The 25,973-nt window shown below is 68.5% G+C and carries 27 protein-coding genes, 1 tRNA gene and 1 pseudogene; 13 read left to right on the plus strand and 16 right to left on the minus strand.

Annotated features, from left to right (window positions below; genetic code table 11):
- Window positions 1-13: 13 nt before the first annotated feature.
- Together ltrA and ACFO8M_RS00455 are read right to left on the minus strand one after the other, a co-directional pair.
- Window positions 14-1,276, minus strand: coding sequence for a group II intron reverse transcriptase/maturase (gene ltrA / locus ACFO8M_RS00450; RefSeq protein ID WP_387968990.1), 1,263 nt, complete (start codon window positions 1,274-1,276; stop codon window positions 14-16).
- A gap of 477 nt (window positions 1,277-1,753) precedes the next feature.
- The gene (locus ACFO8M_RS00455) at window positions 1,754-1,903 is read right to left on the minus strand and encodes an Lsr2 dimerization domain-containing protein (RefSeq protein ID WP_387968993.1); all 150 of its coding nucleotides are present in this window, start codon (window positions 1,901-1,903) and stop codon (window positions 1,754-1,756) included.
- A gap of 368 nt (window positions 1,904-2,271) precedes the next feature.
- On the opposite strand from ACFO8M_RS00455, the gene ACFO8M_RS00460 reads away from it, so the two are divergent.
- Complete coding sequence (locus ACFO8M_RS00460; RefSeq protein ID WP_387968996.1) at window positions 2,272-2,526, plus strand: hypothetical protein; 255 nt, start codon at window positions 2,272-2,274, stop codon at window positions 2,524-2,526.
- 9 nt (window positions 2,527-2,535) lie between these two features.
- On the opposite strand, the gene ACFO8M_RS00465 is transcribed toward ACFO8M_RS00460, so the two are convergent.
- The 3 genes from ACFO8M_RS00465 to ACFO8M_RS00475 all read right to left on the minus strand — a co-directional run bounded on the left by ACFO8M_RS00465 (window position 2,536) and on the right by ACFO8M_RS00475 (window position 4,245).
- A complete protein-coding gene (locus ACFO8M_RS00465) occupies window positions 2,536-3,066 on the minus strand; it encodes a hypothetical protein (RefSeq protein WP_387968999.1) in 531 nt (176 codons plus the stop codon).
- Between the two features lie 349 nt (window positions 3,067-3,415).
- Window positions 3,416-4,054: a hypothetical protein gene (locus ACFO8M_RS00470; protein WP_387969002.1), complete on the minus strand. Its 639-nt coding sequence runs from the start codon at window positions 4,052-4,054 to the stop codon at window positions 3,416-3,418.
- Window positions 4,054-4,245, minus strand: coding sequence for a hypothetical protein (locus ACFO8M_RS00475; RefSeq protein ID WP_387969003.1), 192 nt, complete (start codon window positions 4,243-4,245; stop codon window positions 4,054-4,056). Before ACFO8M_RS00475 ends, ACFO8M_RS00470 begins: the two co-directional genes overlap by 1 nt.
- Window positions 4,246-4,528: 283 nt before the next feature.
- Here ACFO8M_RS00475 and ACFO8M_RS00480 point away from each other — a divergent pair, with 283 nt between their 5' ends.
- From ACFO8M_RS00480 to ACFO8M_RS00490, 3 genes are all read left to right on the plus strand, one after another.
- On the plus strand, window positions 4,529-5,239 hold the full coding sequence (locus ACFO8M_RS00480) for a hypothetical protein (RefSeq protein ID WP_387969006.1): 711 nt from the start codon (window positions 4,529-4,531) through the stop codon (window positions 5,237-5,239).
- A gap of 39 nt (window positions 5,240-5,278) precedes the next feature.
- Entirely contained in the window at window positions 5,279-6,007 is a 729-nt protein-coding gene (locus ACFO8M_RS00485; RefSeq protein ID WP_387969009.1) for a hypothetical protein, read from the plus strand.
- A 198-nt stretch (window positions 6,008-6,205) separates the two neighbouring features.
- The gene (locus ACFO8M_RS00490; RefSeq protein ID WP_387969012.1) at window positions 6,206-6,466 is read left to right on the plus strand and encodes a hypothetical protein; all 261 of its coding nucleotides are present in this window, start codon (window positions 6,206-6,208) and stop codon (window positions 6,464-6,466) included.
- Here ACFO8M_RS00490 and ACFO8M_RS00495 read toward each other — a convergent pair.
- On the minus strand, window positions 6,415-8,691 hold the full coding sequence (locus ACFO8M_RS00495; protein ID WP_387969015.1) for a hypothetical protein: 2,277 nt from the start codon (window positions 8,689-8,691) through the stop codon (window positions 6,415-6,417). The genes ACFO8M_RS00490 and ACFO8M_RS00495 overlap by 52 nt on opposite strands.
- 474 nt (window positions 8,692-9,165) lie before the next feature.
- Here ACFO8M_RS00495 and ACFO8M_RS00500 point away from each other — a divergent pair, with 474 nt between their 5' ends.
- The 3 genes from ACFO8M_RS00500 (at window position 9,166) to ACFO8M_RS00510 (ending at window position 12,059) form a co-directional block, all read left to right on the plus strand.
- Window positions 9,166-9,585, plus strand: a complete 420-nt coding sequence (locus tag ACFO8M_RS00500) for a hypothetical protein (protein WP_387969018.1) — start codon at window positions 9,166-9,168, stop codon at window positions 9,583-9,585.
- 547 nt (window positions 9,586-10,132) lie between these two features.
- Window positions 10,133-10,561 carry a hypothetical protein gene (locus ACFO8M_RS00505; protein ID WP_387969020.1) on the plus strand — a complete coding sequence of 143 codons (429 nt, stop codon included), beginning with the start codon at window positions 10,133-10,135 and terminating at the stop codon, window positions 10,559-10,561.
- A gap of 658 nt (window positions 10,562-11,219) precedes the next feature.
- Window positions 11,220-12,059, plus strand: coding sequence for a site-specific integrase (locus ACFO8M_RS00510; RefSeq protein ID WP_387969023.1), 840 nt, complete (start codon window positions 11,220-11,222; stop codon window positions 12,057-12,059).
- 87 nt (window positions 12,060-12,146) lie between these two features.
- Here ACFO8M_RS00510 and ACFO8M_RS00515 read toward each other — a convergent pair.
- Window positions 12,147-12,231: transfer RNA gene (locus ACFO8M_RS00515), tRNA-Leu, on the minus strand.
- A 156-nt stretch (window positions 12,232-12,387) separates the two neighbouring features.
- On the opposite strand from ACFO8M_RS00515, the gene ACFO8M_RS00520 reads away from it, so the two are divergent.
- Window positions 12,388-13,401 carry a phosphotransferase gene (locus tag ACFO8M_RS00520; protein WP_387969026.1) on the plus strand — a complete coding sequence of 338 codons (1,014 nt, stop codon included), beginning with the start codon at window positions 12,388-12,390 and terminating at the stop codon, window positions 13,399-13,401.
- A gap of 45 nt (window positions 13,402-13,446) precedes the next feature.
- Window positions 13,447-14,544 (plus strand): C45 family autoproteolytic acyltransferase/hydolase, encoded by a 1,098-nt coding sequence (locus ACFO8M_RS00525; RefSeq protein WP_387969029.1) that lies wholly within the window; start codon window positions 13,447-13,449, stop codon window positions 14,542-14,544.
- On the opposite strand, the gene ACFO8M_RS00530 is transcribed toward ACFO8M_RS00525, so the two are convergent.
- From ACFO8M_RS00530 to ACFO8M_RS00570, 9 genes and pseudogenes are all read right to left on the minus strand, one after another.
- Window positions 14,541-15,365, minus strand: a complete 825-nt coding sequence (locus ACFO8M_RS00530) for a TrmH family RNA methyltransferase (RefSeq protein WP_387969032.1) — start codon at window positions 15,363-15,365, stop codon at window positions 14,541-14,543. The genes ACFO8M_RS00525 and ACFO8M_RS00530 overlap by 4 nt on opposite strands.
- 71 nt (window positions 15,366-15,436) lie before the next feature.
- On the minus strand, window positions 15,437-16,477 hold the full coding sequence (locus ACFO8M_RS00535) for an SPFH domain-containing protein (RefSeq protein WP_387969035.1): 1,041 nt from the start codon (window positions 16,475-16,477) through the stop codon (window positions 15,437-15,439).
- Window positions 16,478-16,532: 55 nt separating this feature from the next.
- Window positions 16,533-16,979, minus strand: coding sequence for an NfeD family protein (locus tag ACFO8M_RS00540; protein ID WP_387969038.1), 447 nt, complete (start codon window positions 16,977-16,979; stop codon window positions 16,533-16,535).
- Between the two features lie 148 nt (window positions 16,980-17,127).
- Window positions 17,128-18,138 (minus strand): annotated as a pseudogene (locus ACFO8M_RS00545) (ferrochelatase); the annotation flags it as partial.
- 46 nt (window positions 18,139-18,184) lie between these two features.
- The gene (fabI, locus tag ACFO8M_RS00550) at window positions 18,185-18,967 is read right to left on the minus strand and encodes an enoyl-ACP reductase FabI (protein ID WP_387969041.1); all 783 of its coding nucleotides are present in this window, start codon (window positions 18,965-18,967) and stop codon (window positions 18,185-18,187) included.
- A gap of 51 nt (window positions 18,968-19,018) precedes the next feature.
- Window positions 19,019-19,723, minus strand: a complete 705-nt coding sequence (locus ACFO8M_RS00555) for a beta-ketoacyl-ACP reductase (protein ID WP_387969044.1) — start codon at window positions 19,721-19,723, stop codon at window positions 19,019-19,021.
- Between the two features lie 107 nt (window positions 19,724-19,830).
- Entirely contained in the window at window positions 19,831-20,781 is a 951-nt protein-coding gene (locus tag ACFO8M_RS00560) for a VWA domain-containing protein (protein ID WP_387969047.1), read from the minus strand.
- 30 nt (window positions 20,782-20,811) lie between these two features.
- Complete coding sequence (locus tag ACFO8M_RS00565) at window positions 20,812-21,705, minus strand: DUF58 domain-containing protein (RefSeq protein WP_387969049.1); 894 nt, start codon at window positions 21,703-21,705, stop codon at window positions 20,812-20,814.
- Between the two features lie 14 nt (window positions 21,706-21,719).
- The gene (locus ACFO8M_RS00570) at window positions 21,720-22,808 is read right to left on the minus strand and encodes an AAA family ATPase (RefSeq protein WP_387969052.1); all 1,089 of its coding nucleotides are present in this window, start codon (window positions 22,806-22,808) and stop codon (window positions 21,720-21,722) included.
- Between the two features lie 366 nt (window positions 22,809-23,174).
- Between ACFO8M_RS00570 and ACFO8M_RS00575 the strand changes: the two genes are divergently transcribed.
- The 4 genes from ACFO8M_RS00575 to ACFO8M_RS00590 are packed head-to-tail and all read left to right on the plus strand — an operon-like array spanning window position 23,175 to window position 25,960.
- A complete protein-coding gene (locus tag ACFO8M_RS00575) occupies window positions 23,175-23,738 on the plus strand; it encodes an alpha/beta hydrolase (protein ID WP_387969055.1) in 564 nt (187 codons plus the stop codon).
- Window positions 23,739-23,797: 59 nt separating this feature from the next.
- Entirely contained in the window at window positions 23,798-23,998 is a 201-nt protein-coding gene (locus tag ACFO8M_RS00580; protein ID WP_387969058.1) for a hypothetical protein, read from the plus strand.
- A 7-nt stretch (window positions 23,999-24,005) separates the two neighbouring features.
- A complete protein-coding gene (locus tag ACFO8M_RS00585; RefSeq protein ID WP_387969061.1) occupies window positions 24,006-24,512 on the plus strand; it encodes a PH domain-containing protein in 507 nt (168 codons plus the stop codon).
- Entirely contained in the window at window positions 24,509-25,960 is a 1,452-nt protein-coding gene (locus ACFO8M_RS00590; protein WP_387969064.1) for a PH domain-containing protein, read from the plus strand. The genes ACFO8M_RS00585 and ACFO8M_RS00590 overlap by 4 nt, the downstream gene beginning before the upstream one ends.
- Window positions 25,961-25,973 lie beyond the last annotated feature (13 nt).

A 25,973-nucleotide genomic window follows, 5' to 3' on the forward strand; every position in this document is an offset into this window, starting at 1 on the left:
CTTGCAGCACCAGTCAATACGAGAAGCTGGTCGTCCATCGCCAGTGGGCGAAGTAGTCCGGCCACTGGCCGGTGACCTCGTCCCAGCGGCGGCGCAGCCGCTTCCATGTGCGGAACCGTTTGTACTTGTGCCGCACCCATTGGAGCAGCCTGCGGTTGAGTTGTCGCAGGAGCGGATACAGCTCGGATCGGCGGAACGCCCCGTAATACTGCATCCAGCCCCGAACCACCGGGTTCACCCACTCGGCGATCTCGGCGAACGTCGCCGAGACATGCCGGTGCAGCACCCATGACCGCATGACGCGGTTCATCCGCAGCTTCGCTTCCTTGCTCACCGCCGGCGAGAACGTCGTCCGCATCGTGCCGTCCCGAGTCCGGTTGCCCCGGCGCCGGAACTCGAACCCCAGGAACGTAAACGCCCTCGGGCCCTGCCAGTGATCGACCCGATCCATCCCGCAGTAGACGATCTTCGTCTTCTGCGGATGCAACGCCAAACCGACCTCGGCCATCCGCGCCCCGATCGCAGCCAGAACCTCTTCGGCCTGCCGCTGCGAGGCGCAGTGGACGATCACGTCGTCGGCATAGCGTTCGAACCGGACCGTCGGATACTCCCGGCCGATCCAGGTATCGAAGGCGTGGTGAAGGAACAGGTTCGCCAGCACCGGCGACACCGGGCCGCCCTGCGGCGTCCCGGTATCCCGACTGATCCGACTGCCGTCGGCCGCGACCGCGTCGACGGCCAGCCACCGGCGGACATACAAGCCCACCCAGGCCGGAACATCGAGCGCCTCAACGGCTCTCATGAGCAGCTCCCAGTCCACCGAGTCGAAGAACCTCGCGATATCGAGATCGACCACCCAATGGCGCTGCCAGCACCGGTCCCGACACTGCCTGACCGCGTCATGCGCGCTCCGGCCGGGCCGGAACCCGAACGAATCCTCGGCGAACATCGGCTCGCAAACCGCTTCCAGCCGCTTCGCGGCCACGGTCTGCGCCACCCGGTCCGCGACCGTCGGCACCCCCAGCACCCGGACACCACCGTCCGGTTTGGGAATCTCGACCTGCCGGACCGGGGCGGGGTGATACGAGCCCGAAGCCATCCGGTTCCAGACCCGATACAGGTTGTCCTGCAACCGGTCCGCGAACGCCGACAGCTCCACCCCGTCAACCCCGGCCGCGCCCTGATTCGCCCGCACCTGCTCCCACGCCGTCCACACCTCGGACTTCGAGACATCGAACGGTTTGGACCGCTTCATATCTGACTGTGACCCGCTCACGAGACTCCTCCCAGCACTGGTTGATCCAGCAGCGAGTCGCGCACCGCCCGGCCCCTTCGCTCCACCCCCACCGCGCCAAGCCGGAGCTTCACCACTACTACAAGCCGGTCCGCCAACCCGCCCGAAGGCGGGCCTTCCCACGTTCCATACAGCCGCAGCAGATCGCGTTCACGCCCTCTATACGCCGGATGCCGTCTGGCCAGTAGACGGGCTCCCGCCAGACTCGTCCCGGGACCTATTTCACGCCCCGGTTTCGACATCACTTCATGATTAACGACGCTTCCTGCAAGGCACCCCAGCTCAAAGCCAGGACGACGCAACGTCTCCGCGATCCCCACCTGACGACTCAACGGCCGCCTTTTCCGATGTCGCTCACCACAGACGCCTCACGGCTCCCGCAGCACACCGTGGTTTGAAGCCTCCCCCCGCAGGGCGGCTCCGGAGGGCCAATACCTCCATCAGCTGCACAGCAACAAGTCAGCTGTCTACATCAACAACCTCCTTGGTCGTGGCACACGAAACGAGCTCAATCTGGTACAGGAAGCCGTCGAGCCCGAACCTGACGGTGCTTTCAGCGGGAGTGCCGTCAATGTCGTCGATCAGGAGCACTTCGATTTTCTTCGCCACTGCGAGCCTTCCATGGGAACCTGAGGGTGCGCACTTGCGCGTGCGAGTTGGATCGCAACGTTCACTGCCGCACTTGCCATCTCCCGAAGCGCGCACAGTGGGCTTTGTGATTGATGACTCTGACTACAACCTTGCTCCAGAGACGATGCATGCGGGCAGTAAAAACCGCGGTCACGTGCACGAATGCCCCGCTGCGTAGATGCGAGATGCAAAGCGCTGCAGACTCCAGCATCGAGCATTGCGAGTGCGTCTCGCTGGGCTCCGCCGCAAGACTAAACGGCCCAGCTCCCACTGCCCGCTCCGGGGCAACGGCATCGCACGCCCCACGTCTTCTATTGGCGCGCAATGCGGTTCTAGACCGCGAAGGCATGGAAGTCCAGACGACCGTTGCGCTCACAACAGGCGCCTTCACTGTCCTCGGTGTCGTGCTCGGCACTCTCGGGGCGGCCGCCAATACACATTTGAACGCGAAGTTGCAAACACGGTTGAAGGAGCACGAGATTCGGGCAGCTCACGAACAGGATCTGCGGGAAGCCGAGCGGGCCTTGCACCGAGAGCAGAGCGAGCTGGTCGCTGAGGTCGTGGCCGCGGCGGAGTGGCTTCACCAGACACCGGAGGAGTGAGGGCCCTCGTCAGAGGGTGCCGCCTTCGATGGCGGGGCCGGAGACCGTCCCTGGGGCGTGGAGCAGGGCCAGCGCTTCGTCCTCCTTGAGGACCTTGGGCTCCGAAACGTCGAGGCCCCCTTCGGTGCGGATGCGGTCGATGCTGCGGCGCATCGACAAGGGCGTGAACATCACGCCCGCGACGCCGACCGCCAGGACCGGGATCGAGGTGACGCGCAGGATCGGCGTCCAGTCGCCGTCGAGGCCGATCGCGGGGAGGACGAGCCAGCCGACGATCATCGCGGCCAGCCCGAGCACGCCCGTGAGGACCACCGCCCGCGCCACGCGCTCGTAGCGCGCGGCGGACTCGTCGAGAGCGTCCTCGACTGCGTACAAGTCCGCAAGCGCCAGGCGCCGCGTTGTGGCGTAGCGGAGGTACTTCAGGCCTTTCGGCGCCTCCTGCTGCGGGTTCGAGTGGTCCAGCGCCTTCGGGTACGCCTTGATCGCCGTGCCGTCCGCGGCGAGGTGCCACTGGAAAGTCCGGGGCCGCTGCCGTGTCATGTTCCCTGCCTCGCCGTCGATTCGTCGTGCCTCGCCGACGAGTATGGCCCTCCGCCGCCAACGCACCGGGGGGACCCGCGTGCGCGGGACGCCAGTCACCGCAATGCCCCATCTCGACAAGTGAAGGATTCAGCCTCAATGACCCGAGATCTTCCTTTGCGACGATCGGGAAATCCTCATAGTCGGGCGGGCGGGCGTGGAGGCGGTATGCCCAACTCAGGCCGCTAGGGCCTGCCGGAGATAGCCGACGTTGTGCACGACCTGTGGCTGCTCAGCGTCGAAGGCGGGGGCCTGACCTTCGCCCGGGAGGACTGACCGGCCCCGGACGAAGCGGGCCGCGCTCGGCGAATCAATCGAAGGCGCAGCATTCCAGCATGTCGTCCCCGAAGTGCCGCAGTAGGACGTCGCGGAGCGGCCCGTAAGGGCGGCTAGGGCCGTTCTTGGCGTAGGTAGCGAAGACGGTCCGCACGTAGTGCTCGGTCATGACGACCGGGTCGACGTCGAAGTTCGGCCCGTCCGGGCCCATGAAGTCGGGGTTGTCCCGCTCGTCCCGCAGCGTCGTCGGCTCGGCCAGCGAATAGACCGCCACCTCCGGGTCGCTCACGTCCCCGTACACCTCGGCCATCCCAGGGTTGCCGAAATCGAGACCGGGAAAGTAGACGGCGACGTCCCCGCAGTCGGCGGGCAGCGCGGCGAGCGCCGCGGCTACTTCGCGGGAGCCGGTGCCGAAGGCCCGGAAGGTCATGACCTCCCGATACGTCTCGACGGTGGTGCCGAGCAGTTCGTTGCGCGCCTGATCGCGGAAGGCGTCGGCCGTCTGGTTCCCGATGGAGATCGGCGCGGCCGATTGGAGCCGGCCGGTCACCAGCGCCCACCGTGGTCGCGTCACGCGCTCGTCGAGCAGGTCGGCGCACAGCCGTGCCAGCCGGTCGAGGGGCATCCGGACCGGTTCGGCGGTCGCGGCCCACATGTGTTCCCATACGCCCATCAGGGCCCCCGTTTCATCGTCGTGTCGAGCAGGTCCCCATTCTGCCGACCCGCGTCCACCGGGCGGGTGGCGACGATGACCCGATGCGCCTCGGCGGCGCAGTCCAAGGGCTGCAGTTCGTTGCTGAGTTCAGCTTCAGACTCGAATCTCACCTCCTCGCGGGGGTCGAGGAGTTCGTCGGGGAAGGCCATGCGGGAAGGTCGACGGGGAGAATGGTGCTCTTGCGCGGGTTCCATAGAATTTGCGGCGGCGCGATACGTGCTATCGGTCCGTCGCGCGAATGGGGCGGGCGAAGACGGGAACGAACGTTTCGCCGGCAATCCACCAGCGGTTGCGGCCTCGAATAGGAGCAGCCATGGCGCTTCCGAAGCCGGTCGAGAACTGGGCGCGCAAGACCGATGCGGCCGAAGGCGAATGGGCGCGCGACGCGGTCGACTCCTGGGCCCGGAACATGGAGTTCTCGCGGCCGTTCAGTTGGGGCGAGCCGAAGCGGCGGTGCTCTCGCGCGACTACCCGCCGCTGCCCGGGTCCTTCGTGATGCGCCTGGTCGGCGTCGTCGCCTGGGTCCTCATCGCGGCCCTGGGGGTGCCGACCCTCGGCGGTGCGGTGGTCGGCTTCGCGGCGATCGCGGCCGCCGTCGCCCAGGACGGCCAGGCGGCCGCCGAGAGCTGGCTCTCGCCCGCGACGGTCATGTACATGTTCGGGGTGATCAGCGTCGGCTCGTATCTGAGCATCTGGTGGGAGACGCGGCGCCGGAGCCCGGTGGACCTCGCCATCTCCGGAGCCAGCGCGCTCGCCGCGGCGGCTTCGTGGGTGGTGCTCGCGCTCTCGCCCATCTCGGCCGAGGGCTGGCCGCCGCTGCTGATCATCGCGACGGCGGTGATCGGCACGGTGACGTTCCTGCTCGGCGCCTTCTCGAAACCCGAAGGGCGGCCGAAGAACCGCAAGCCGCCGCGGCGCGGGCCGAGGGGCGACAAGCGGACGCGCGCCGCGAAGGCGCGCCAGCGCCTGCTGGAGGTCGTCGTCCACCGCGGGCTGGTCGACCTCGACGAAGCCGACCGGATCCGGGTCGGCGAGATGCCCCTGGGGTACTGGAACGAGCTCGACGGCCTCAGCGAGCGCGAATGGCGGCGCTTGCTCGAGCGGCGCCACGTCGGCTGGCGCGAATTCGACGCGAAAGGCTGAGACCCCCTTGCCCATTGCCATCGAGATCGAGGAAGTCTGATGCCCAAGGCGGCCGCCATCCAGCCCAATGAATGGGCGACGATCCAGGACAGCCTCACCCCGTTCGCGATCGGGGCGCTGAACAGGGTCGTGCTCGATTACGCGCACGTGGAGCTGACCCTGGCGAGGCGCTGGTACCGGCGCACGGCACTGGGGAAGACGGTCGCCGTGCTCGGCTTCTCCTTCACGATCTTCTCCCTGTGCGCGGCCGTGGCGCTGGGCCTCATCATGCTCACCGGCGGCATCGACAACGAGGCACTGCTCCCCGTGGCATGGGTGGGCGCCGGCCTGTCCGCCTGCGCAATCCTCGGCTTCTTCGTGCCGTGGGCGCTCACGCCGTACCGGCAGTGGGACCGGTCCCTGAACGGCATCGCGGTGATGATCATCGTGATCGCGACGCTGTCGCTCGGGGCGGCGCTCATCCGGCGGTGGGAGGTCGTCTCGAACGCGGAGCTGGCCGTGCCGTTCATCCTGTTGATAGCGTTCACGGTCGGCGTCATCGTCGTCCACGTCCGGCTGCGGGTCACCGAGAAGCCCCCGGCGGTGGACGACGTCGCATCGCTGTCGCCGAGCGACATCGAGGTCCTGCGGAAGGTCCGGCAGCGGGCACTGAAAATCTTGCGGCACCGGAACGTCGTGGCGTACAAGGATTTCAACGGGTACGACAACGCCCCCTTCGACACCACGCCCGGCGGCGCCCTGTCCGATGCGACCGGCGGCCGGGCCTGATGCCCAAGGCCTCCGTCATCCAGCCCGACGAATGAGTGCTGACCCGCGACCGCTCCGAGCCGTTCGAGATCGGGGCGCTCAACCGGGTCGTGCTCGACTACGCCGCCATCGAACTCGCACTGTCGAAACGCTGGCACCGGCGCACGGCACTGGGGGCGGGCCTGCTCCACGGCGAACTACTAGCTCACCATCCTCGGGATGGTGGCCGGAGTCGGGCTGGCGGTCTTCCCGCTCAACGGCCTCGACGGCGAAGAACTCGTCCTGGCCCCGTGCGGCCTCTCGGCCCTGGCCTGCGCGGGCGTCCTCTCGCTCCTCGTGCCGTGGCTGCTGACGCCGTACCGGCAGTGGGACCGGACGCTTCGTGCCCTCTCTGTGATGATGATCGTGGCCGCGGTCGTGAGGACCGGTCAGAACGGCTGCGGTGGCCGTACGGCCACCGCCGTCGCGCGACGGATCTGATCGAACTGAGCCCGCACGTAGTCCTGGAGCTGCGCGTCGTCCCGGTGGTGGGCGTTGCGGCTCAGGATCTCCAGCTGCTCCAGGGCGCCTTGGAAATCGCTGAGCCGCAGATAGCACTCGACGAGCAGTTTGCGGTTCACGTCGGCCGTCGAGGGCGTCTCGAGGCTGCCGCGTTCGCGCAGTTCGTCGAGGATGTCGGCTTTGACCTCCGCGGCGTCGACTGCGTCGTCGAGGCGACCGGCCGCGAAGTACCCCTGCGCGAGCCAGTGCCAGTGCATGGCGGGCACCCCGCTCGGACGTTCCACGGCGATCAGCTCCTCCAACGCCGGCACGGCCTCCGCCTCCCGGCCGTCGCCGATGAAGACCCGGGCCTGCGCATAGCCGAAGCCCGCCCGCACCAGATGCGGTGTGTCCGAAGAGAAACCGGCTATCCGCTCGTCGATCTCCCGGCGGTAGGCGGCCGTGGTGCCCGCCGCGGAATGGGCCGTCTCGAGGTAGGAGAACGCGTGAACCGCCTGGGCCGGCCAGTCCGCGTCCAACGCGGCGTCGCGCATCGTCGTGGCCAGTGCGATGACCTGCTCAGGCGGCAACTGCTGTTTCACCGCCCGGTGCACCTGGTGACCCGCGACGAGGGCGACGGCATAGGGTTCGCCGGATTCGGCGGCGTCCTCGGCGGCACGGGCCAGCGCATGGTCGACCGCTTCCGAGTCCAACCCCGTCATGACGTTGGCGAACGCGAACTCTGCGCGTGCGATCGCGTTCGATTCGGGCAGTTTGCGCAGCAAGTCGCGCATCCTGGTGACCACGGGCACCGCGTCGTCGAGCCTGCCGTTGTCGGCCATCCACATCGCGGCATCGCACAGGCACAGGCACATGCGAACCCAGTCCTCCTCGGCCTGGTACTGCCCGGCCGCCTCGTGCAGAGCGGATCCCTTGTCCGGTCCGCCGTTCAGCAGCGCCAGCAGATGCGCCCGGCGGGCGGCCAGATCCGCTGGCGGCTGCCCGAGTGCCCGGAGGTGGTCGCCGGCCGCGGTGCGCTGGCCGCGGTCGAGGTGCCTCTCGGCTCGGGACAGCAGCTCCTCGGCCGACAGGCCTTCAGGAATGTCGTAGGTGAACCGGTAGCTCGCGGCGCTCACCTGGAACCGTGCGACCGGTCGCGCGGCTAGGCGGGCGCGAACCCGGTCGCCTTGGGCCGTGGTGCCGTTGCGCGCATCGAACTGCGCCGCGAGATCGAGCGCGATGCCGCGCGTCCGCTCCAGCAACTGCGCGGCGTTAACGTACTCGTCCTCGCCTTGCTTCGCCCAGCCGACGGGTTCGTCGCCGCGAGCGGCGTCGACCATCTGCCGCATCAGCACTGCCGTGGCGACGGCGAAGTCCATCTTCCCGGTCGGCCGGTTCAGGGTCGGGAAGCCCCACATCATCATGCTGAGCGTCTCGAGGCCCGCATCGAGGTTCCCGGTGAGCGCGCAGAACTCGATGAGCTTGCCGCTGTACTCGTAGCGGTACACGTCGCGGGTGATGCCGCGGCGGGCGAGCCGGAACGCGCGCCGGGACTCGGAGTGCAGGCCCAACCGCGCCAAAGGGAGGAGCATGTCGATCTGCACCGGCACCGGGGGCTCGTCGAAGGTTCGTGCGCCGGCCAGCACGGGGGCGGCCAGCTCGTACGCCGCCGCGTCGTCGCCGCGGTCGGTGAGCCGGCGGACTTGCAGGGCGAAGTCCCACAGGTGCATCCGGTCCGGTCCGTCCGCGGCGAGCCACTGCCGGAAGTACTGTTGCTCCTGCTCCCAGTCCCCGGCGATGTGCGCCACGGAGCGGCGGAGCGCGTACACCTCCCGGAGGTTCTGGCCCGCCGCCCGAAAGCGGAGTTCGACGTCGTCGAGCGCTCCATTGATCCGGGGCAGGCCGATGGCCGGGAACTCGGCCATCGACTGGATGATCCAGCAGTACCAGGAACGCAGTTCCGCCTCTTCGCGCGGATCGAGCTCATGCCTGCGGGCGTCGTGTTCGGAGAGGCAGCGGGCGAACAGGGGAAAGGCCCGGTCCCATTGCCGCCCCACGCAGTACGCGTTCGCCAGCGCACGCCGGGCGACGAAGGCGAGCCGGGCGAAGCCTCCGGCCTCGGCGCCACTGACCACGTCCTCAAGCTGCGCCTGCTGTATCTCGTTGTCCTCCACCGCATGTGCCGACTCCAGCGCGGCCCAGAGCTCCAGTTCCCGGTGGCTCATGCGTCTCCTCCCGATCACAAACCTTAGATCCAATGTAGAAACGATGGCCGAGAAGATCCGCCACGCCCCGCAGATCAGCCTAGGAGGTGCGATCCACCAACAGTCTTCGCCACTGACGACCGATCAGGCCATCGGATCCTGGGCCAGAGGGTGGGGAACCTGCCCGCGAGCCGCTGCATGGCGGTGCCGCGCTTGGCGAAGTGCGTCGAGATCCTGGCGATCTGGACCAGGGTGTCTGCGATGACTTCCGAGACCATGGCCGCGAAAGACCCCATGCCACCTCTCAACTGGAGCGGTGGGTTTCGCGCAACTGGCGCAATGTCCTGGCTACGGCTTCTCGGTCTTCGCGCTGGTGATCCACCAGCCTCCTCCGCGCTGCAAGGCGCGACTGAGAACCCGACTTCTCGACGGGCCCGTGCGTAGTACGCTCGGGCCCGCCTTCACTCCACCCCCACAGCGTCGATTGGAACCGAGATGCATCCCGGCCCCCAGCAGTCCCGGATCGCGGTACGACGGCGCCCGGTCTTCCCCTCGATCGTGGTCGGGGGCGCGCTGCTCATGATGGCCTGCGGCGCCATCCTGACGTTCGGCCTGGACAACGTGGGCGGGATCGGGTTCCTGTTCCTGGGCCCCTTCCAAATCGTGCTCGGCGCCCTCGAATTCCTGAAGCCGTACCTCGCCTACGACCCCGCGAACAACGAACTCCGCATGCTCGACGTCTTCGGCGTCAAAGACCGCGTCTACGGCGGGCCGGTCGGCGAGCGCGTGTACTTCAACGGCCGCGACGTAGTCCGTGCCCTCCCGAACGGCAACCAGATAGCGGTGAAGACCTGGCCAGGCCGCAAAGCCGACATGGCCCGCGTGATCGCGGCACTCCCCCAGTACCCGGCCTGACCTGATGTTCGACCTCGGCCTTCCCGCTGATCGTCCGCCGGACCGCAGGTTCAGGCCGGCCCCGGCTCTGCGAGTCGATCGAGATCCAAGTCGACGCTCAATTGGCTTCCCATCTCAAGGAAACCAAGCGCCCGCGCGACCCGGCGGGAGGCCGCCGGGCCTGCCCGCCATTGCGGCAGCAGACGTGTACGCCTCTCGGCTGGCGGCGCTCAAAAGCCATGCCTCGCCTGCTGTCCGCGACTCAGGAGACACTGGACACCGCCGTTGTTGCTGACTGGACTCTGGCGGCTGGCCTCTACTCGCGTCTGCTGACCATCGCCGGGCACGTGGCGTACCGGACGTCGAACGAGGCGGCCGCGGCCATGTTCGCGGGCGAAGCCCGGGGCTACGCCGAGGAAGCTACGGATCCAGTTGCGCTGGCCGAGGCGGAGCGTGTGATTGCTGTCGTGGCTGCTGGGCATGATCGGGACGGGGATGGTGCCGCTCGCCTCCGAGCTCTCGTCGCAGCTCCGGCCGCCGGCTCGCAGCGCGACTTTAGGATGTGCCCATGCCCGATACCAAGACGACGGTCGAGTTCGACCAGTGGCGGCGCGGCGTCGAACGCCGGTTCTTCGCGCTCGAATCGTTCCTGATCCGCTCGCTCGTGTTCGCCGCCTGCGGCCTCATCGCCATCGGCTGCATGCTGCCGGTCTACAGCGACTTCGACGAAGACATCGTTCCGACGATGCGGCTGGCGACCGCTCCGTTCGCAGCCCTCTCCTCGGCCGACCAGGTCGACGACCGCTCCTACGCCGTAGTCGCCGGGATCGGCCTCCTCGGGCTCCTGACATGCGCCGTCGTCGCACTCGGTGTCGGTGCCGCCCAATGCGGCCGCAACGCCGGGCGGCCCACGCTGCGCACCGCGAAGGTCGTCTTCTGGCTGATGCTCGTCGGCTCGCTGGTCCCGCTGCTGGCGAGGACCACGCCTTCGGGATAGCCCTCATCGCACGGGTACGCAACAATGCCATTCGGCAGAGATTCAGAGGGCTGACCACCAGGCGCCAGTATCAACGCGCCAACACGTTCGGCAGCCTCCCGTCGCACCTTTCTCACTGCCCGCTGAAGCCCTCGCACCGTGATTCGGGCTTCCGTGGCATCCACTGCGGCAGCCTGGGATCGAATCCCGAGTACGGCTCCGGTTGCGCGTTGAAGTTCCTACGATGGAGGTAGGACCGGCAGCGGGAGGCGACGCTGTGGCTGCGCAGGAACCTCGGCACACCCCGCGCAAACGCGCGCCGAACGGTGCCGGCTCCATCTTCTGGGACAAGTCAGCCGGATGTTCGTCGGTCCACGCTCCCTGGGCAACGGTCCCGACGATCGCAGGATCCGGCCCAAAGTCACCGGGCACAGCAAGGAAGAAGTACGAGCGAAACTCGACGACCTCCGCCGAGACTTCGACAACCGTATCGATCTCGAGAACCAGTACACCGTCGCCGACGCCGCCCGCGACTTCCTCTCACACGGGACACACCATCTCGCCGAGCCCACGGTCGACGAGCTCCGCGACATCACGCGGAAGTGGATGATCCCCCAACCTCGGCCGCACGAAACTGAGACAGCTCACTGCGGACGACGTCGACACCTGGCTCGACCTCATGGCACCCGAACTGGCGTCGGCCTCAGTCAACAAGCGGCTGAGCACCCTGCGGAGGGTCATCCGGTTCGCCCAGGCACGCAACCACGTCGACCGCAACGTCGCCGCACTCGTTGACGCCCCCAAAGGGAAGCCCGGCAGACCGAGCAAAGCACTCACCCTCGAACAGACCCTGCTCCTCCTCGACGCCAGCCGGGGCCGCCCGATCCGCGGCTACATCGCCCTCTCCGTGCTCACCGGCATCCGCACCGAAGAAGCGCGACCACTCCAGTGGCGGCACCTCCACCTCCACCCGGTCAAAGGCCAGATCTGCTCATGTGGGCAGGTACATCCCAAGACCCTCACCCCCTATGTGGAGATGTGGCATTCAGTCCGCGAGGACGGCGACACCAAGACCCCCAAGAGCCGGCGTACCGTTACACTCCCCGAGCTCGCGGTCGACATCCTCACCGAACACCAGGAACAGCAGCAGAAGTGGCGCGCCGAGCACGGCTGGAAGTCCGAAGGGATCGTCTACGTGTTCGGCACCCGCGACGACACGGTCCAGGTCGCCGAGTCCGTCCATGACAAGGTCCAAGCGATCGCCGCGAAGGCCGGCCTGCCCGGCTCCTGGACACCGCGGGAGCTGCGCCACACCTTCACCTCGATCATGTCCGACGCCGGAGCATCGATCGAGCTCATCGCCGACCTCCTCGGCCACAAGGACACCGCCACCACCTGGAAGGTCTACCGGCACCAGCTCCGCCCCGTCATCACCAAGGGCGCCGAACTCCTCGACGAAGCCATCAGGAACCATCGCCCAGACCTAAAAGGACCTACTGGAGCCAATTTGGCTCCATGAATGGCTCCCCGCTAGCACCCGACAAAGGCCAGCAGACCGAATTACCGCAAAAAGAAAGGCCCCGGACATCCGGAGCCTTTGAATCTGTGCGCGAGGGGGGACTTGAACCCCCACGTCCATAATAGGACACTAGCACCTCAAGCTAGCGCGTCTGCCATTCCGCCACTCGCGCGTGCACAGAGAAGTGTATATGTAGTTAGTTTTGCCTGCCAGGTGGGCTTTCCCGCCCGCTGTGGCACGAGACGAAACTTTACACGATCGGTTGGCGGTAGGCGCAAGGGGGGTTCGCGGTCGGTCGGGCGGGCCGGCGGCCGCTAGGCTTGGGGGCATGACCGTGACCGCGCCTCGACTCCCCGACGCGGCGTTGACACATTGGGATCTCGGACAGATCTACCAGATGCAGCGGGTCCAGACCGGGCTGATGAACCGGTCCTGGCGGGTGGATGCTTCGTCCGGGTCGTACCTTTTGAAACTGTTCCGGGATGTCACTGGGCCTGAGCTGCAGTTTCAGTTTCACGTGCTCCAGACCCTCGGCGGTAACGGAGTGCCGGTGGTGTTGCCGGTGCTCAGCCGCGACGGGCGGACCACGATTTTTCTCGAGGGTGAAGAGTTCGGGGTCTTCCCTTGGGTGGGCGGTCGGCATCGATCCGGGTTGTCGATGTCACGAGAGGCCTGCCGGGATCTCGGGTCCGTCATCGGGCGGCTGCACCGGACGTTGCATGCTTCGATTCCGGCGGATCGGGCCCCCAAGCCGGAGAACCCGCCGACGACTGAGGCTGCGCTGCAGAAGGTCGACCGGCTGCTGGAGCTCGTCGCCGCTGGGCGCGGGGACAAGACCGGGTTCGAGGCCACTGCTGAGCAGACGTTGCGGCTCAAGCGGGGTCTGCTGGTAAGGCTCGGGGATCGCCGGCCTCCGGATCTGTTGTCGCAGTATACGGGTTATACGCACGGCGACCTGCATCCTCATAATGTGCTGCACGGGCCGGATGATCGAATCTCGGCGATTCTCGACTGGGACCGGTTGGTGGTCTCTTCCTATGCGCGGGAGATGGCCCGGGCCGCGGTGTTCTACTTCACTTATGGTGATGAGCGCGGGCTGGATTGCGACCGGATCCGGGCTTTCGCCGGGGGCTATCGTTCGGTCTTCGACGTCGGGGAGCCTGAGATCGGGCTTGCGACGCACCAGTTGTGGTGGGACCGGCTGACCGACAACTGGGTCATCGAGTGGCACTATGTGCGGCACAACTCAGCGTGCGATCACCTGCTGCCGGGGCAGACCGGGCTCGTGAAGTGGTGGACCATCCATTACTCGCAGGTGGAGCAGGCCCTGATGGGGCGCTGAGGAAGTCGCTGGCTTTCTCAAATTGCTTTTGTCACAATGAGTTCCATGACTGAACTTCCGCTTTTGCACCTTCAGGGCAGTCCCTACGGCCAGGGTCTGCAGCACGGCGAGGAGCTTCGGGAGGCGATCGCGACCAACGTCGCGGTCTACCGTTCCAGGATGCTCACCTCGGGGGTTCCCGAAGGGGAACTCGCCGTGCGGTCGCAGCGGTTCCTGGAGCTGTTCACACGGGAAGACCCGTCGTACCGGGCGATGATGGACGGGATCGCCGAGGGTTCAGGGCAGGAGCTGTTGGACATCGCGCTGTTGAACGCGCGGTACGAGCTGCTGTACAGCGCTTGGAGCGAGTTCGGGCGACCGACCGTGGACAGCATCCGGTCGGAGTGCACCTCGTTCGGCGGCAGCGACGGAGTGTTCGCCGATGCAGGGACGCAGATCGGGCAGAACTGGGACTGGTTCACCGGTGTCGAAGGGGCCCTGCTGCAGTGGCAGCACGGGGAGACCACGGTGATCGGGTTCACCGAGGCTGGCGTCGCGGGTGCCAAGATCGGACTGAACAGCGCTGGGATCGGCTTGTGCGTCAACGGGCTTGGGGCTTCCGCGGATGACTGGCGGCTCGATTCGGTGCCGTTCCACCTTCGGACTCGGCGGATCCTGCAGTCCGGGAGTCTTGCCGAAGCCGTTGGTCATGCGGTTGCTCCTCGGCCCGCTTGTTCGGCCAATTTCTTCATCGGGAGTGCTTCGGCAGGGGTGGCGACCGTCGAGACTTCACCGCTCGGATCCCGGGTGATCTACCAGGACGGGACCTCGCCTCTGGTGCACGCCAACCACTTCCGCAATCCCGAGGCGCTCGGGGTGTACCAGAGCTGGCTCGAGACGGGCAGGGTGTCGACCTACCACCGGTGCGACCGGATGGAGACGCTGCTCGCCAAAGAGGCTCCCGTTTCCACTGAGCGGCTCTACGCCGCCATGCGCGACCACGAGGGCGGGCCGCTGGCCCTGTGCCGTCACCCCGTCGAGACCGATCCCGTTGACCTGCAGACGCATACGGCTTTCGCCGCGCACTTGGAGCTGGACGCCAAGCGGTTCTCCTACACCTGGGGTCCGCCCTGCGAGTCCGAGTTCGCGACCGTGAGCCTCTAGCGGGGCGTCGGCTGCGAAAGCTCCCAGCAGGCCACTGCCGTCGCCGCGGCGACGTTGAGGGAGTCCACGCCCGCGTGCATGGGGATTACCACGGTTCGGTCGCAGGCGTCCAGCGCGGCCTTTGTCAGGCCGGGGCCTTCGGCGCCGAACATGAGCGCCGGGCGTGCACGTTCCTCGGCGCTGACCCGGCCGATGTCGATCGCGCCGCGCGAGGGGCTCAGGCCGTGCAGGGTGAACCCGGCCTCGTGGACCTGGGCCAGGCCGCTCGGCCAGGGCTCCAGGTAGGCGTACGGCACCGCGAACACCTCCCCCATGCTGACGCGCACGCTCCGGCGGTACAGCGGGTCGGCGCAGTCGGGGGCCAGGAGGACGCCGTCGAAGCCGAGACCTGCGGCGACGCGAAAGATCGCGCCGATATTTGTATGGTTGTTGATGCCTTCGAGGACGACCAGGCGGTTGACGTTCGCGAGGAGGTCGGCCGGCGCGGGGAGTTCCTTGCGGTGGAACGAGGCGAGGGCGCCACGGTGCACGTGGAAGCCCGTCACCGATTCGAGGACGTCGGGCCCGGCCGTGTAGCAGGGAGCGTTCTCGGCGAGGTGCGCGAGCTGGTCGGCGCGTTTGGCGTCGATGAGCATCGAGCGCATCCGGTAGCCGGCGCGGAGCGCCCTGGCGATGACCTGGTGGCCTTCGGCGATGAACAGGCCGTTCGGCTGTTCGAAGCGGGTGCGGAGGGCGAGGTCGGTGAGGGCCCGGTAGTCGCCTAGGCGGTCGTCTTCGGGGTCTTCGATCGGCGTCGTCTCTGGGTACAGCTCGTCGGGCACCCGGTGATTCTCCCCTACGGAAACGGCAGCGCCCGGGGAGACCGTACGGTCTCCCCGGGCGTCACGTTCTTCTAAGCCGGGGCGGGCGGCAGTTCGTTCGATGGCTTCTTGCCTTCGCCGATGTCCTGGACCTCGCGGGCGGCCTTTTCGGCCGCTTCGAGGGCCTGTGCGGCCGAGTCGTCGAGTTCGAGGGCGCTCGTGTCGACCTCGATCTCCTCTTCCTCCTGGGTGGTGTCACCGGTGATGCCGCCGAGGGCGCTGCCGATGCCGCCGAGGGCCTTGGTCAGCTCCGCCGGGACGACCCACACCTTGTTCGCGTCGCCCTGGGCGATCTTGGGCAGGGTCTGGAGGTACTGGTAGGCCAGGAGCCGGTCGGTGGGCTTGGCCTTGTGGATGGCCGCGAACACGGTCTGGATGGCCTTGGCCTGGCCGTCGGCGCGGAGCACCTCTGCGTCGCGGGCGCCCTTGGCCCTGAGGACCTGGGACTGCTGCTCGCCTTCGGCGTTCAGGATCGCGGCGCGCTTGGTGCCTTCGGCGTTCAGGATCGCGGCGCGGCGGTCGCGCTCGGCGCGCATCTGCTTCTCCATGGCGTCGCGGATGCTCAACGGCGGTTCGATGGAGCGCAGTTCGACGCGGGTGACCTTGAGGCCCCACTTGTCGGTGGCCTTGTCGAGCTCGGCGGCGAGGCGGGCGTTGATCTCCTCGCGGCTGGTGAGGGTCTTCTCCAGGTCGAGGGAGCCGACGACGTTGCGGAGCGTGGTGGTCGTGAGCTGCTCGACGCCCGCGAGGTAGTCGTCGATGCTGTAGACGGCGTCCTTGGGCTTGGTGATGATGTAGTACAGCACGGTGTCGATCTGGACGCCGAGGTTGTCGGCGGTGATCACGGGCTGGGGCGGGAAGTTGACGACGCGCTCGCGGAGGTCCACTTTGGCGCGGACCTTGTCGACGAAGGGCACGAGGAGTCGGGGCCCGGGCTCCAGCGTGCGCTGGTACTTGCCGAGGCGTTCGATGAGGTAGTTCCACTGCTGGGGAACGATCTTGATCGCGCGGAAGAGCACGATGACGAAGAAGATCGCGACAATCAGCAGGAGTATGCCTGCGGCGTCCAACATGGTGTTTCAGCCTCCAGTGGTCTGGCGGATCGGCGGGCTTTTCACTTGGCTCGGTCTATGTCTGCTTCCAGACGATGACGGTGGCTCCCTTGATTTCTACCACTGTCACGCTCTCCCCGGGTTCCAGCACCTGGTCGGGTTCGAGGGGGAAGGCGGTCCAGTTGTCGCCGTGGATCTCGACGAGACCGCCGGAGACGTCGACCTTGGTGAGGACGCGGGCTTCGGCGCCTTCGATGGCGCGCATGCCGAAGGCGCTCGGGGCGCGGTCGGCGCCGCGGTCGCCCTCGAGGGCCTGCTTGAGGAAGGGGCGGAGTCCGACGATGGAGGCGATGGAGCCGGCGCCGAAGAGAATGGCCTGGAGCCAGAAGGGGGCGCCGAGGGAGGCGCCGATACCGGCGAGCACGGCTCCGACGCCGACCATTGCGAGGACCAGGGTGCCGGTGAAGAGTTCGATGGCGCCGAGGATCACAGCGGCGATGATCCAATAGAAAACGGGTTCCACCCGTCAAGCATGTCATGCGGCGCACATTTACGGCTCCCCAGCGTCGCCGAGGGGTGCGACCAGGGGTGTTTAGAGTGCGGGCCCGCGCCGAAGGATCGGCGCGGGCCCGGAACTGTAACTGGCGTCCCCGGTGCTTTTCAGGGGCCGGGGGCCTGCGGGCGGGGCAGCAGCCCTCGACCGTGGGGTCCCAGACGGGGAGCTTGCCGAGGCGCTTCAGGGGCACGCCCTGGACGCGTTCGGCGATGAGGTCGCGGAACATGCCGACGAGGTCGGCGCCGATCTCGGGCGTGCCAGCCCGGAAGTAGCGCAGGCCCAGTTCAGCGGCAGTGTCCTTGGCCTCGTTGTCGAGGTCCCACAGCACTTCGATGTGGTCCGAGAGGAATCCGACAGGGCTGACCACGACGGTGTCGACGCCTTCGGAGGCGATGACCTTGAGGTGGTCGTTGATGTCGGGTTGGAGCCACGGCATCGACGGCGGGCCCGAGCGGGACTGCCAGACGACGTCGAAGGGCCCTGTCCAGCCTGCGTGCTCGGCGACGAGCGCGGCGGCTTCGGCGACCTGGTCGGAGTAGCGGGCGCCCTCGGGGCCCGAGCACTCGTCCATGACGTCGGGGATCGAGTGGGCGGTGAACACCACTCGGGTGTTCGACTGGTCCTCGATCTGGTCGAGGCTCTTCCTGAGCTGGTCGGCGAAGCCGCCGACGAAGCCCGGGTGGTCGAAGAAGTGCCGGATCTTGTCGATCACCGGTGCGGTCTCGCCGACTGCGGCGCGGGCGGCGTTGACGTCCTCCACGTACTGGCGGCACGAGGAGTACGAGCCGTAGGCGCTGGTGCACAGGGCGAGGGCGCGCTTGACGCCGTCAGCGGTCATCTGGGTGACGGCGTCGACGAGCATCGGCGGCCAGTTCCGGTTGCCCCAGTAGATCGGCAGGTCGATGCCGCTGAGGCGGAACTCCTGGCGAAGCGCCTCGAGGACCTCGCGGCACCACTGGTTGATCGGCGAGATCCCGCCGAAGTGGTAGTAGTGCTCGGCGACTTCGGCGAGGCGCTCGTCGGGGATGCCGCGGCCGCGTGTGACGTTGCGCAGGAAGGGCAGGACGTCACCGGGGCCCTCGGGGCCGCCGAAGGAGACGAGCAGGACCGCGTCGTAGCCGTTCATGGCCGATCCGTTGGACACTGTGCCGTTGAAAGACATGGCGGCTCCGCTACTGTTCGGTGCGCTCGACTCCGACGGCGTGGAAGCCGCCGTCGACGTGCAGGATCTCGCCGCTGGTGGCCGGGAACAGGTCGGACAGGAGCGCCGCGCAGGCCTTGGCGACCGGCTCGGAGTCCGTCAGGGACCAGCCGAGGGGGGCGCGCTCGGTCCAGGCCTTCTCGAAGGCCTCGAAGCCGGGGATGGACTTGGCGGCCATCGTGCGCTGCGGGCCCGCGGACACGAGGTTGACACGGATGCCCTTGGGACCCAGGTCGCGCGCGAGGTAGCGGTTGGCGGACTCGAGGCCGGCCTTGGCGACGCCCATCCAGTCGTAGACCGGCCAGGCCTGGCTCGCGTCGAAGGTGAGGCCGACGATGGAGCCTCCGTTCCCCATCAGCGGCAGGCAGGCGGTGGCCAGCGCCTTGTACGAGAAGGTCGACACCTGGAGTGCGGTGGCGACGTCCTCCCACGGGGTGTTCAGGAAGTTCCCGCCGAGCGCCGACGGCGGGGCGTAGGCGATGGCGTGCAGGACGCCGTCGATGCCGTCCATGTGCTCGCGGACCTTCGCTTCGAGGCCGGCGAGCTGCTCGGGGCTGGTGGCGTCGAGCTCGATGACCGGGGCGGGGGTGGGGAGCTTCTTGGCGATCCGCTCGACCAGGGACATGCGCCCGAAGCCGGTGAGGACCACTTCGGCGCCCTGCTCCTGCGCGTACTTGGCCACGCCGAAACCGAGTGACTGCTCGGTGATCACACCGGTGATGAGCAGTCGTTTGCCGTCCAAGATTCCAGTCATCTGTTCCTCCGTCGTTATTCGTGCTTGCAAATACTGTGGCCCCTGTGGGGGCTAGTGGCCCATGCCCAGGCCGCCGTCGACGGGGATGACCGCGCCGTTGACGTAGGCGGCGTTGTCGCCCGCGAGCCAGGTGACGGCCCCGGCGATCTCCTCGGCGGTGGCGAAGCGCTTGGCGGGGATGGAGTCGAGGTAGGCCTTGCGCTGGGCTTCGGGGAGCGCGTCGGTCATGTCGGTCTGGACGAAGCCGGGTGCGACGACGTTCGCGGTGATGTTGCGCGAGCCGAGTTCGCGGGTGATCGAGCGGCTGAGGCCGACGAGGCCGGCCTTGGACGCGGCGTAGTTGGTCTGTCCGGCGTTGCCGTAGAGGCCGACGACCGAGGAGATGAAGATCATCCGGCCGAACTTGGCGCGCAGCATCTTCGAGGAGGCGCGCTTGGCGACTCGCCAGGCGCCCTTGAGGTTCGTGTCGATGACGCGCTCGAACTGTTCGTCGCTCATGCGCAGCAGGAGGGTGTCGTCGGTGATGCCGGCGTTGGCGACGAGGATTTCGACGGGGCCGAACTTGCCTTCGATGTCGGTGAACGCGGCGTCGACCGAGGCGGTGTCGGTGATGTCGCACTGGACGCCGTAGAGGCCGTCAGGGGCGCCGGTGCCGCGGTGGGTGACGGCGACGTTGTCGCCTTGGGCCGCGAAGGCCTTGGCGATAGCGAGACCGATCCCGCGATTGCCTCCGGTGACGAGGACGGTGCGCGCCATTGTTCGAACTCCCTCATGTTCTTTGTATGAAGTCACCGACGATCGTACTGACGGGCCCCTTCCGCAGCGAAGGGGCCTTCACGCACGGTGTGGTTCCCGCCTCAGGGTCACGTGAGGCGGGAGGTCCAGGCGAGGCTGAGGCCTGCGGCCGCGAACAGGAGAATCATTGCGGTGCCGATGAACCATTGGGAGACGTCGCTGGCGATGGTGCGGTAGCCGAGGGAGGAGCCCATGTCCTCGTAGACGGCGCGGAGCTGCTCGACGGTGACGGCCTCGTAGTACTCGCCGCCGGTCTCCGAGGCGAGCCCTTCGAGGGCTTCGCGGTCGACCGGGACCGAGACGAGTTCCTCGTCGAGTTCGATGACGCCTTCGTCGGTGCCGAACGCGACGGTAGAGACGGGGATCTCGGCCGCGGCGGCGGCCTCGCCGGCTTCTTCGACGGTGCGGCCGGCGGTGCGGTAGCCGTCGGAGAGCAGGAGGATGCGCGCGGGCGCGAGCTGGCCGGTCTCGTCGGGCATGACCTGCTGGACGGCTTGGAGCGAGGCGAAGACGGCGTCGCCGGTGGCGGTGGCCTCGGCGAGGGTGAGGCCCTTGATCGCGCTGGAGACCTCGGCGCGGTTCTTGGTGGGCGGCACGACGACCGAGGCGTATCCGGCGAAGGAGACGAGGCCGACGTTGTACTGGTCGGGGAGTTCGTCGACGAAGTCGGCGGCGGCGGTCTTGGCGGCGTCGATGCGGGTGGGGTCGACATCGGAGGCCATCATGGACAGTGAGACGTCGATGGCGAGGATGATCGTGGCCCGTTCTTGGGGTTCCTCGACGTCCACGGCGGGGCGGGTCATGCCGCCGACCAGCACGGTGAGGGCGACGACGAGGAGTCCGGCCGGGAGGTGGCGGCGCCAGCCGGGGAGCTTCGGCACGAGTTTCGCCAGGAGCGAGGCGTTGGCGAACCTGACGGCGATCCGCTTGCGGGCGAACTGGGCCCAGACGTAGACCGCGGCGAGCACGGCGACGGGGATGAGCGCCAGGAGCCACATCGGTTCGAGCAGGCGGATCAACGGTTCTCCTTGGTTGGTCGGTGCGTGGCGCTAGCGGTAGGCGGCGAGGTGGCGGCGCTGCGCGATGAACGCGGCGATGTCGCGCAGCCAGTCCGAGCCGGTGGAAAGACGCAGGTGGGACGCGCCGCCTGAGCGGATGCCGTCGGCGATGCGGGCGCGCTGCGCGGCGGCGGCCTCGGCGTAGCGGGCGCGGAAGCGCGCGTTGCCGGTCTGGACCTCGACGGTCGCACCGGTTTCGGGGTCCATGAGATCGATCACGCCGACGTCGGGGAGCGCGAGCTCGGCCGGGTCGAGGACCTCGACGCACAGCACCTGCTGGCGGACGGCGAGGCGGCGCAGTTCGCGGGGCCAGTCGCTCGGGTCGTCCTCGTCTTCAAGGAAGTCGGAGATGACGATGGCGAGGCCGCGGCGGCGGGCGTGTCGGCGGGTCTTGTCGATGAGTTCGGCGAGGTCGCCGGCGCCTTCACCGCGCGGGAGGCTGGTGACGGTGCGCAGCAGCGAGCGGGCGCCGCCGCGGCCGGGGCGCGGCGGGATGGCTTTGGCGGGGCCGCCTTCGGTGACGACCGCGCCGATCCGGTTGCCGCCGCGTCCGGCGAGGTAGGCGAAGGCGGCTACGGCGCCTTCGGCGAGTTCGCGCTTGAGCATGCCCACGGTGCCGAAGTCGAGGCTCGGCGAGAGGTCGACCGCGAGCCAGGTCTCGAGTTCGCGGTCGGCGATCGTGGTGCGCACGTGCGGCACGGTGGTCCGCGCCGTGACCGGCCAGTCCATGCGACGCACGTCGTCCCCGGCCCGGTACTCGCGGGCCTCGCCGGGCTCGGAGCCGGCCCCGGGCAGCAGGCCCAGGTAGTCGCCGTGCAGCAGCCCGTCGAGGCGGCGGGTGACGTTGAGCTGCAGGCGGTCGAGGGCGCGCAGGTCGTGTTCCACGGGGGCCGCGGTCCTCACCAGGCGCCCGGCTGCTGCGGCTGGTACGACTCGGCGGCGCGCGGCGCGGCGTCCTGGCGCGGGCTCACCGTGGGGGCGGGGACGGCCGCGAGGAGCTGCCCGACGAGCTGGTCGGTGACGACCCCGTCGGCCATGGCGTCGTAGGAGAGCACGAGGCGGTGGCGGAGGACGTCGGGCGCGATGTCGTCGAGGTCCTGGGGCAGGGCGTAGTCGCGGCCCCGCAGGAGCGCGATCGCGCGGGTGGCGCGGATGAGGCCGAGCGAGGCGCGCGGGCTGGCCCCGTACTGGATGTGGCGACTGATGGCGCCCAGGCCCGCGGCGGCGGGGTTGCGGGTGGCCATGACGATGCGCACCGCGTAGTCGACGAGGGCGTTGTGGATGAACACGCCGTCGGCGGCCTGCTGGAGGCGCAGCAGGTCGTCGGTGGTGAGGATGCGGTCGGGCACGGGCGAGTCGATGCCCATGCGGAAGACGATCTCGCGCTCCTCGGCGTCCGTGGGGTAGCCGACGTTCACCTTGAAAAGGAAGCGGTCCCGCTGCGCTTCAGGCAGCGGGTAGACGCCCTCCTGCTCGATCGGGTTCTGGGTGGCCATGACCAGGAACGGCTTGGGGAGCACGTGCGTCTGGCCGCCGATGGAGATGCGGCCCTCGGCCATGACTTCGAGCATCGCCGACTGGACCTTGGCGGGGGCGCGGTTGATCTCGTCGGCGAGCACGAAGTTCGTGTAGACCGGGCCGAGCTCGACGTCGAAGGACTCCGAGGACTGGCGGTAGATGCGGGTACCGACGATGTCGGCCGGGACCAGGTCGGGGGTGAACTGGATGCGGTTGAAGTCCGCGCCGACCACCTTCGCCATGGTCTCCACCGCGAGGGTCTTGGCGACGCCGGGCACGCCTTCGATCAAGCAGTGCCCACGGGCCAGCAGCGCCGCGAACATGCGTTCCACCAAGGCGTCCTGGCCGACGATGACCTTCTTGATCTCGAACAGCGCCTTCTCGAGCAGGGCGGCGTTCTCGGCCGGGGTGGAGCGGTCGGTCGCCCGGTCCTTCGGGCGGTCGGAACGGTCGGCCTCGGCTGATCCCATGTCGGCTCCTTCGCGAGCGTTCGGTCGGTGCTGTCGATACTAATTCGCCCGATCGAGGATGGCAGGGGGCCGCTGAGACCCGCGCGGCGCACCCGCACCGGTATTTGTCAGGAACCCGACAGTTCTCCCCGAACCCCTTGTGGGGCAGGGGGTCTAGACTGCCACGCCCCCATCGTGGCAAACCTTTGGGCGGTATTTGCCCGGAAGCGTGACACGCCGCGCCGATTCAATCCGTTGCTGCGAAATGTCGGAGCGCTATGCTTTCACCAACCCGCACGACTTCCCCCGTGGTCGTGCGGGTCTTTTCATGCCCGGCGGCGGTCGCCGACAGGGCACTCCCGCCGCTTCGCCACTAGAATTCCCCTCATGCCCCGTCGCCGCCAGGCCCTCCTGCTCCCCGGACGCAACTACAGCGTTCAAGGGCCGCTGCTGATGTACTGCCACGTCGCCCTGCAGTCCCGTGGCGCCCATACCTATCCGCTCACGTGGAAGAACGTGGACGGCCTCGCCGCCGACGAGCAGGCCATGATCGAGGGCGTGTGCGAGCAGACCGAGGCCGTGCTCGACCGCGTGCACAACGACGACCCGCCGCTCCTGGTCGGCAAGTCCCTCGGCACCGCGGGCGCGGTCCTGGCCGCCCACCACGGGCTCCCCGCCATCTGGTTCACCCCGTTCCTCCAGCACTACCCGATCGTGCAGGCCCTGCGCCGCGCGACCGCCCCGTACCTGCTCATAGGCGGCACCGCGGACCCGGCCTGGAACACCGCGCTCGCCCGCGAGCTGCCCGGGGAGGTCTGCGAGATCCGCGGGGCCGACCACGGCATGTTCATTCCGGGCCGGCCGCTGGTCGACTCCGCGCACGCGCTCGCCGACGTGATCGAGGCGGTCGAGGCGTTCATCGACACAGCGGTGTGGCCCCGCCACGGATGACAGGACACATTTACGGCTCGCAGGCGTCGCCGAGACCGGATCTGACGGACAATCGCGCTGTGACTTCCGATCCCGAAGCGCCCATTTGCTCCTCGCGCGGCTGCCGCAGCGAGGCGACCTGGATGCTGCTGTGGCGCAACCCGCGCATCCACGGCTCCGACCGCGTGAAGCGGTGGGCCGCCTGCGACGAGCACCTCCCGACCCTGCGCGAATTCCTCACCGCGCGCGGTTTCCCTTGCGAGACCGAGAAAGTGGAATGATCGAGCTATGAGCGCGAAAGCAGTCCCCGTGTGGGACCTGTGGCCGGAGGCCATCGAGTGGCAGCCGATGGCGCCGCAACTGCGGACGGTGTGGGTCCTGCGGAGCCTGCTCAACGTCTTGATCCTGGCCGTGATCGCCGCGGTCCCGCTGACGATCTGGCTGGGCTGGGACGGGCTCCTGTGGGCCCTCGGCGGTTACGTCGCGCTCGCGGGCCTGCGGGTGATCACGGTGTCGCGGACCGTGCGGACCTGGGGTTACGCCGAACGGGACCAAGACCTGCTCGTCCGGCACGGCCTGCTGACGCGCCGCCTGAGCATCGTCCCCTACGGGCGGATCCAGCTCATCGACCTCTCGGCCGGACCCATCGAGCGGATGTTCGGACTCACCACGGTGCAAGTGCGCACCGCGGCCCTGGGCTCGAACACCGAAGTGCCCGGTCTCGCCCCGCCGGTGGCCGCGGCACTGCGCGACCGCCTCGCCGTCCGGGCCGCCGAGGTCCGGGAGGGCCTGTGAGCGGCGAGCCCGAACCGGCGCAAGACGAGCCCGCTCCCCCGCTGGCGCCCGTACCGTACGGGCCCGAAGTGTTCGTGCAGGCCAGCGCGCCGCCCGAGGGCATGCAGCGCCAGCGCCTGCACCCGCTCACACCGCTGCTCGAAAGCGTCCGATTCCTGACCGCGGCCGCGGCGGCGGTCGGGATCCAGATGTTCACGTCGCGGAACTTCCTGTTCGCCGTGTACGCGGCGCTGGCGGCGGCGGTCGTGGGCGGCATCGCGAGCCTGATCGCGCTCCAGTACCGGGGCTTCGTGATCTGGGGCCGGGAGCTGCACATCTACGGGGGCGTGTTCACGCGCAGCCACCGCACGGTGCCGCTCGACCGGCTCCAGTCGGTGGACCTGGTGCGGCCGCTGCGGGCGCGGGTCTTCGGTTTGGCGCAGTTGAACATCGAGGTCGCGGGCGGCGACGGCACGGATGCGCGGCTCGCGTACCTCAAGGCCGACCGGGCGATGGAGCTGCGTTCGGAGCTGCTGGCGATCGCGGGCAGGCCCGGGGCGCGGCCGCGTGTCGAGGCCTCCGAGGAGGACGTGGAAGCGGCCCCGGCGGGACCCGCGCCGCTGGTGCCGCCGGTGACGGTGCGGAAGTTGGCGGTGGCGTCGCTGCTGGAGGCGCTGCCGGTGCAGTTGACGGCGTTGGTGGTCTTCGGGACGGCGTTCGCGGTGACCGGTTCGATCTTCGGGTTCAGCACGGTGGCGACGACTCTGTGGGTCGGTTTCTTCGCCCCGGCGCTTCTCGGCTACCTCCAGAGCACCGTCGCGACGGTGAACCGGTTCCTGCGCAACTGCCGGTTCCGGTTGACCCGCGACGGCGGGAACCTGCTCATCGAGCGGGGGCTGACGGACACGAGCCACGAGACGGTGCCGGTGGACCGGGTGACGGCCGTGAGCTTCGATGAGCCGATCATGTGGCGGCGCAAGGCATGGCGACGCGTCGAGGTGTGGACGGCGGCGGTGGCGCAGGCGGGCGGCGGGAACGTGGTCCGGTCGACGACGGCGCTGCCGGTAGGCGATCCCGCGGAGGTCGCGCTGGTGGCCGCGGAGGCGGTGCCGGAGTTGCCCGCGGTGTTCGCGGTGGAGCGGCCGCCGAGACGGGCGCGATGGCGGATGCCGGTGCGCTGGAAGAGGACCGGTGCACTGCTGGACGAGCGGGTGTTCGTGGTGCGGCACGGCCTGTGGGTGAACACGTATGTGGCGCTGCCGTATGCGCGGATCCAGTCGGTGCGGGTCGTGCAGGGGCCGATTCAGCGTCTGCAGGGCCTCGCGACGGTGCACGCGATGACCGCCGGAGGCCTCGGGCACACGGCGAAGGCGTGGCACCGGGATGTGCGCGAAGCGGTCGCGATGGCGGCCGAGCTGCGGGTGCGGGCTGACGCGGCCGCGGCGCTCGAGGCGCCGCGGCTGTCGTAAGCGTCGGTGAGAT

Origin of the sequence: Glycomyces rhizosphaerae (assembly GCF_042647865.1) — a bacterium.
In the GTDB taxonomy this organism is placed as follows: domain Bacteria; phylum Actinomycetota; class Actinomycetes; order Mycobacteriales; family Micromonosporaceae; genus Glycomyces; species Glycomyces rhizosphaerae.

Excerpts from the sequence above, each read along its gene's own strand:
- ACFO8M_RS00585 (WP_387969061.1), top strand. The coding sequence starts at position 24,006 with ATGAGCGCGAAAGCAGTCCCCGTGTGGGACCTGTGGCCGGAGGCCATC.
- ACFO8M_RS00505 (WP_387969020.1), top strand. The coding sequence starts at position 10,133 with ATGCCCGATACCAAGACGACGGTCGAGTTCGACCAGTGGCGGCGCGGC.
- ACFO8M_RS00470 (WP_387969002.1), bottom strand. The coding sequence starts at position 4,054 with ATGGGCGTATGGGAACACATGTGGGCCGCGACCGCCGAACCGGTCCGG.
- ACFO8M_RS00465 (WP_387968999.1), bottom strand. The coding sequence starts at position 3,066 with ATGACACGGCAGCGGCCCCGGACTTTCCAGTGGCACCTCGCCGCGGAC.
- fabI (WP_387969041.1), bottom strand. The coding sequence starts at position 18,967 with ATGACTGGAATCTTGGACGGCAAACGACTGCTCATCACCGGTGTGATC.
- ACFO8M_RS00520 (WP_387969026.1), top strand. The coding sequence starts at position 12,388 with ATGACCGTGACCGCGCCTCGACTCCCCGACGCGGCGTTGACACATTGG.
- ACFO8M_RS00490 (WP_387969012.1), top strand. The coding sequence starts at position 6,206 with ATGGTGGCCGGAGTCGGGCTGGCGGTCTTCCCGCTCAACGGCCTCGAC.
- ACFO8M_RS00525 (WP_387969029.1), top strand. The coding sequence starts at position 13,447 with ATGACTGAACTTCCGCTTTTGCACCTTCAGGGCAGTCCCTACGGCCAG.
- ACFO8M_RS00535 (WP_387969035.1), bottom strand. The coding sequence starts at position 16,477 with ATGTTGGACGCCGCAGGCATACTCCTGCTGATTGTCGCGATCTTCTTC.
- ACFO8M_RS00575 (WP_387969055.1), top strand. The coding sequence starts at position 23,175 with ATGCCCCGTCGCCGCCAGGCCCTCCTGCTCCCCGGACGCAACTACAGC.
- ACFO8M_RS00460 (WP_387968996.1), top strand. The coding sequence starts at position 2,272 with ATGGAAGTCCAGACGACCGTTGCGCTCACAACAGGCGCCTTCACTGTC.
- ACFO8M_RS00555 (WP_387969044.1), bottom strand. The coding sequence starts at position 19,723 with ATGGCGCGCACCGTCCTCGTCACCGGAGGCAATCGCGGGATCGGTCTC.
- ACFO8M_RS00475 (WP_387969003.1), bottom strand. The coding sequence starts at position 4,245 with ATGGCCTTCCCCGACGAACTCCTCGACCCCCGCGAGGAGGTGAGATTC.
- ACFO8M_RS00500 (WP_387969018.1), top strand. The coding sequence starts at position 9,166 with ATGCATCCCGGCCCCCAGCAGTCCCGGATCGCGGTACGACGGCGCCCG.
- ACFO8M_RS00510 (WP_387969023.1), top strand. The coding sequence starts at position 11,220 with ATGGCACCCGAACTGGCGTCGGCCTCAGTCAACAAGCGGCTGAGCACC.
- ACFO8M_RS00485 (WP_387969009.1), top strand. The coding sequence starts at position 5,279 with ATGCCCAAGGCGGCCGCCATCCAGCCCAATGAATGGGCGACGATCCAG.
- ACFO8M_RS00570 (WP_387969052.1), bottom strand. The coding sequence starts at position 22,808 with ATGGGATCAGCCGAGGCCGACCGTTCCGACCGCCCGAAGGACCGGGCG.
- ACFO8M_RS00495 (WP_387969015.1), bottom strand. The coding sequence starts at position 8,691 with ATGAGCCACCGGGAACTGGAGCTCTGGGCCGCGCTGGAGTCGGCACAT.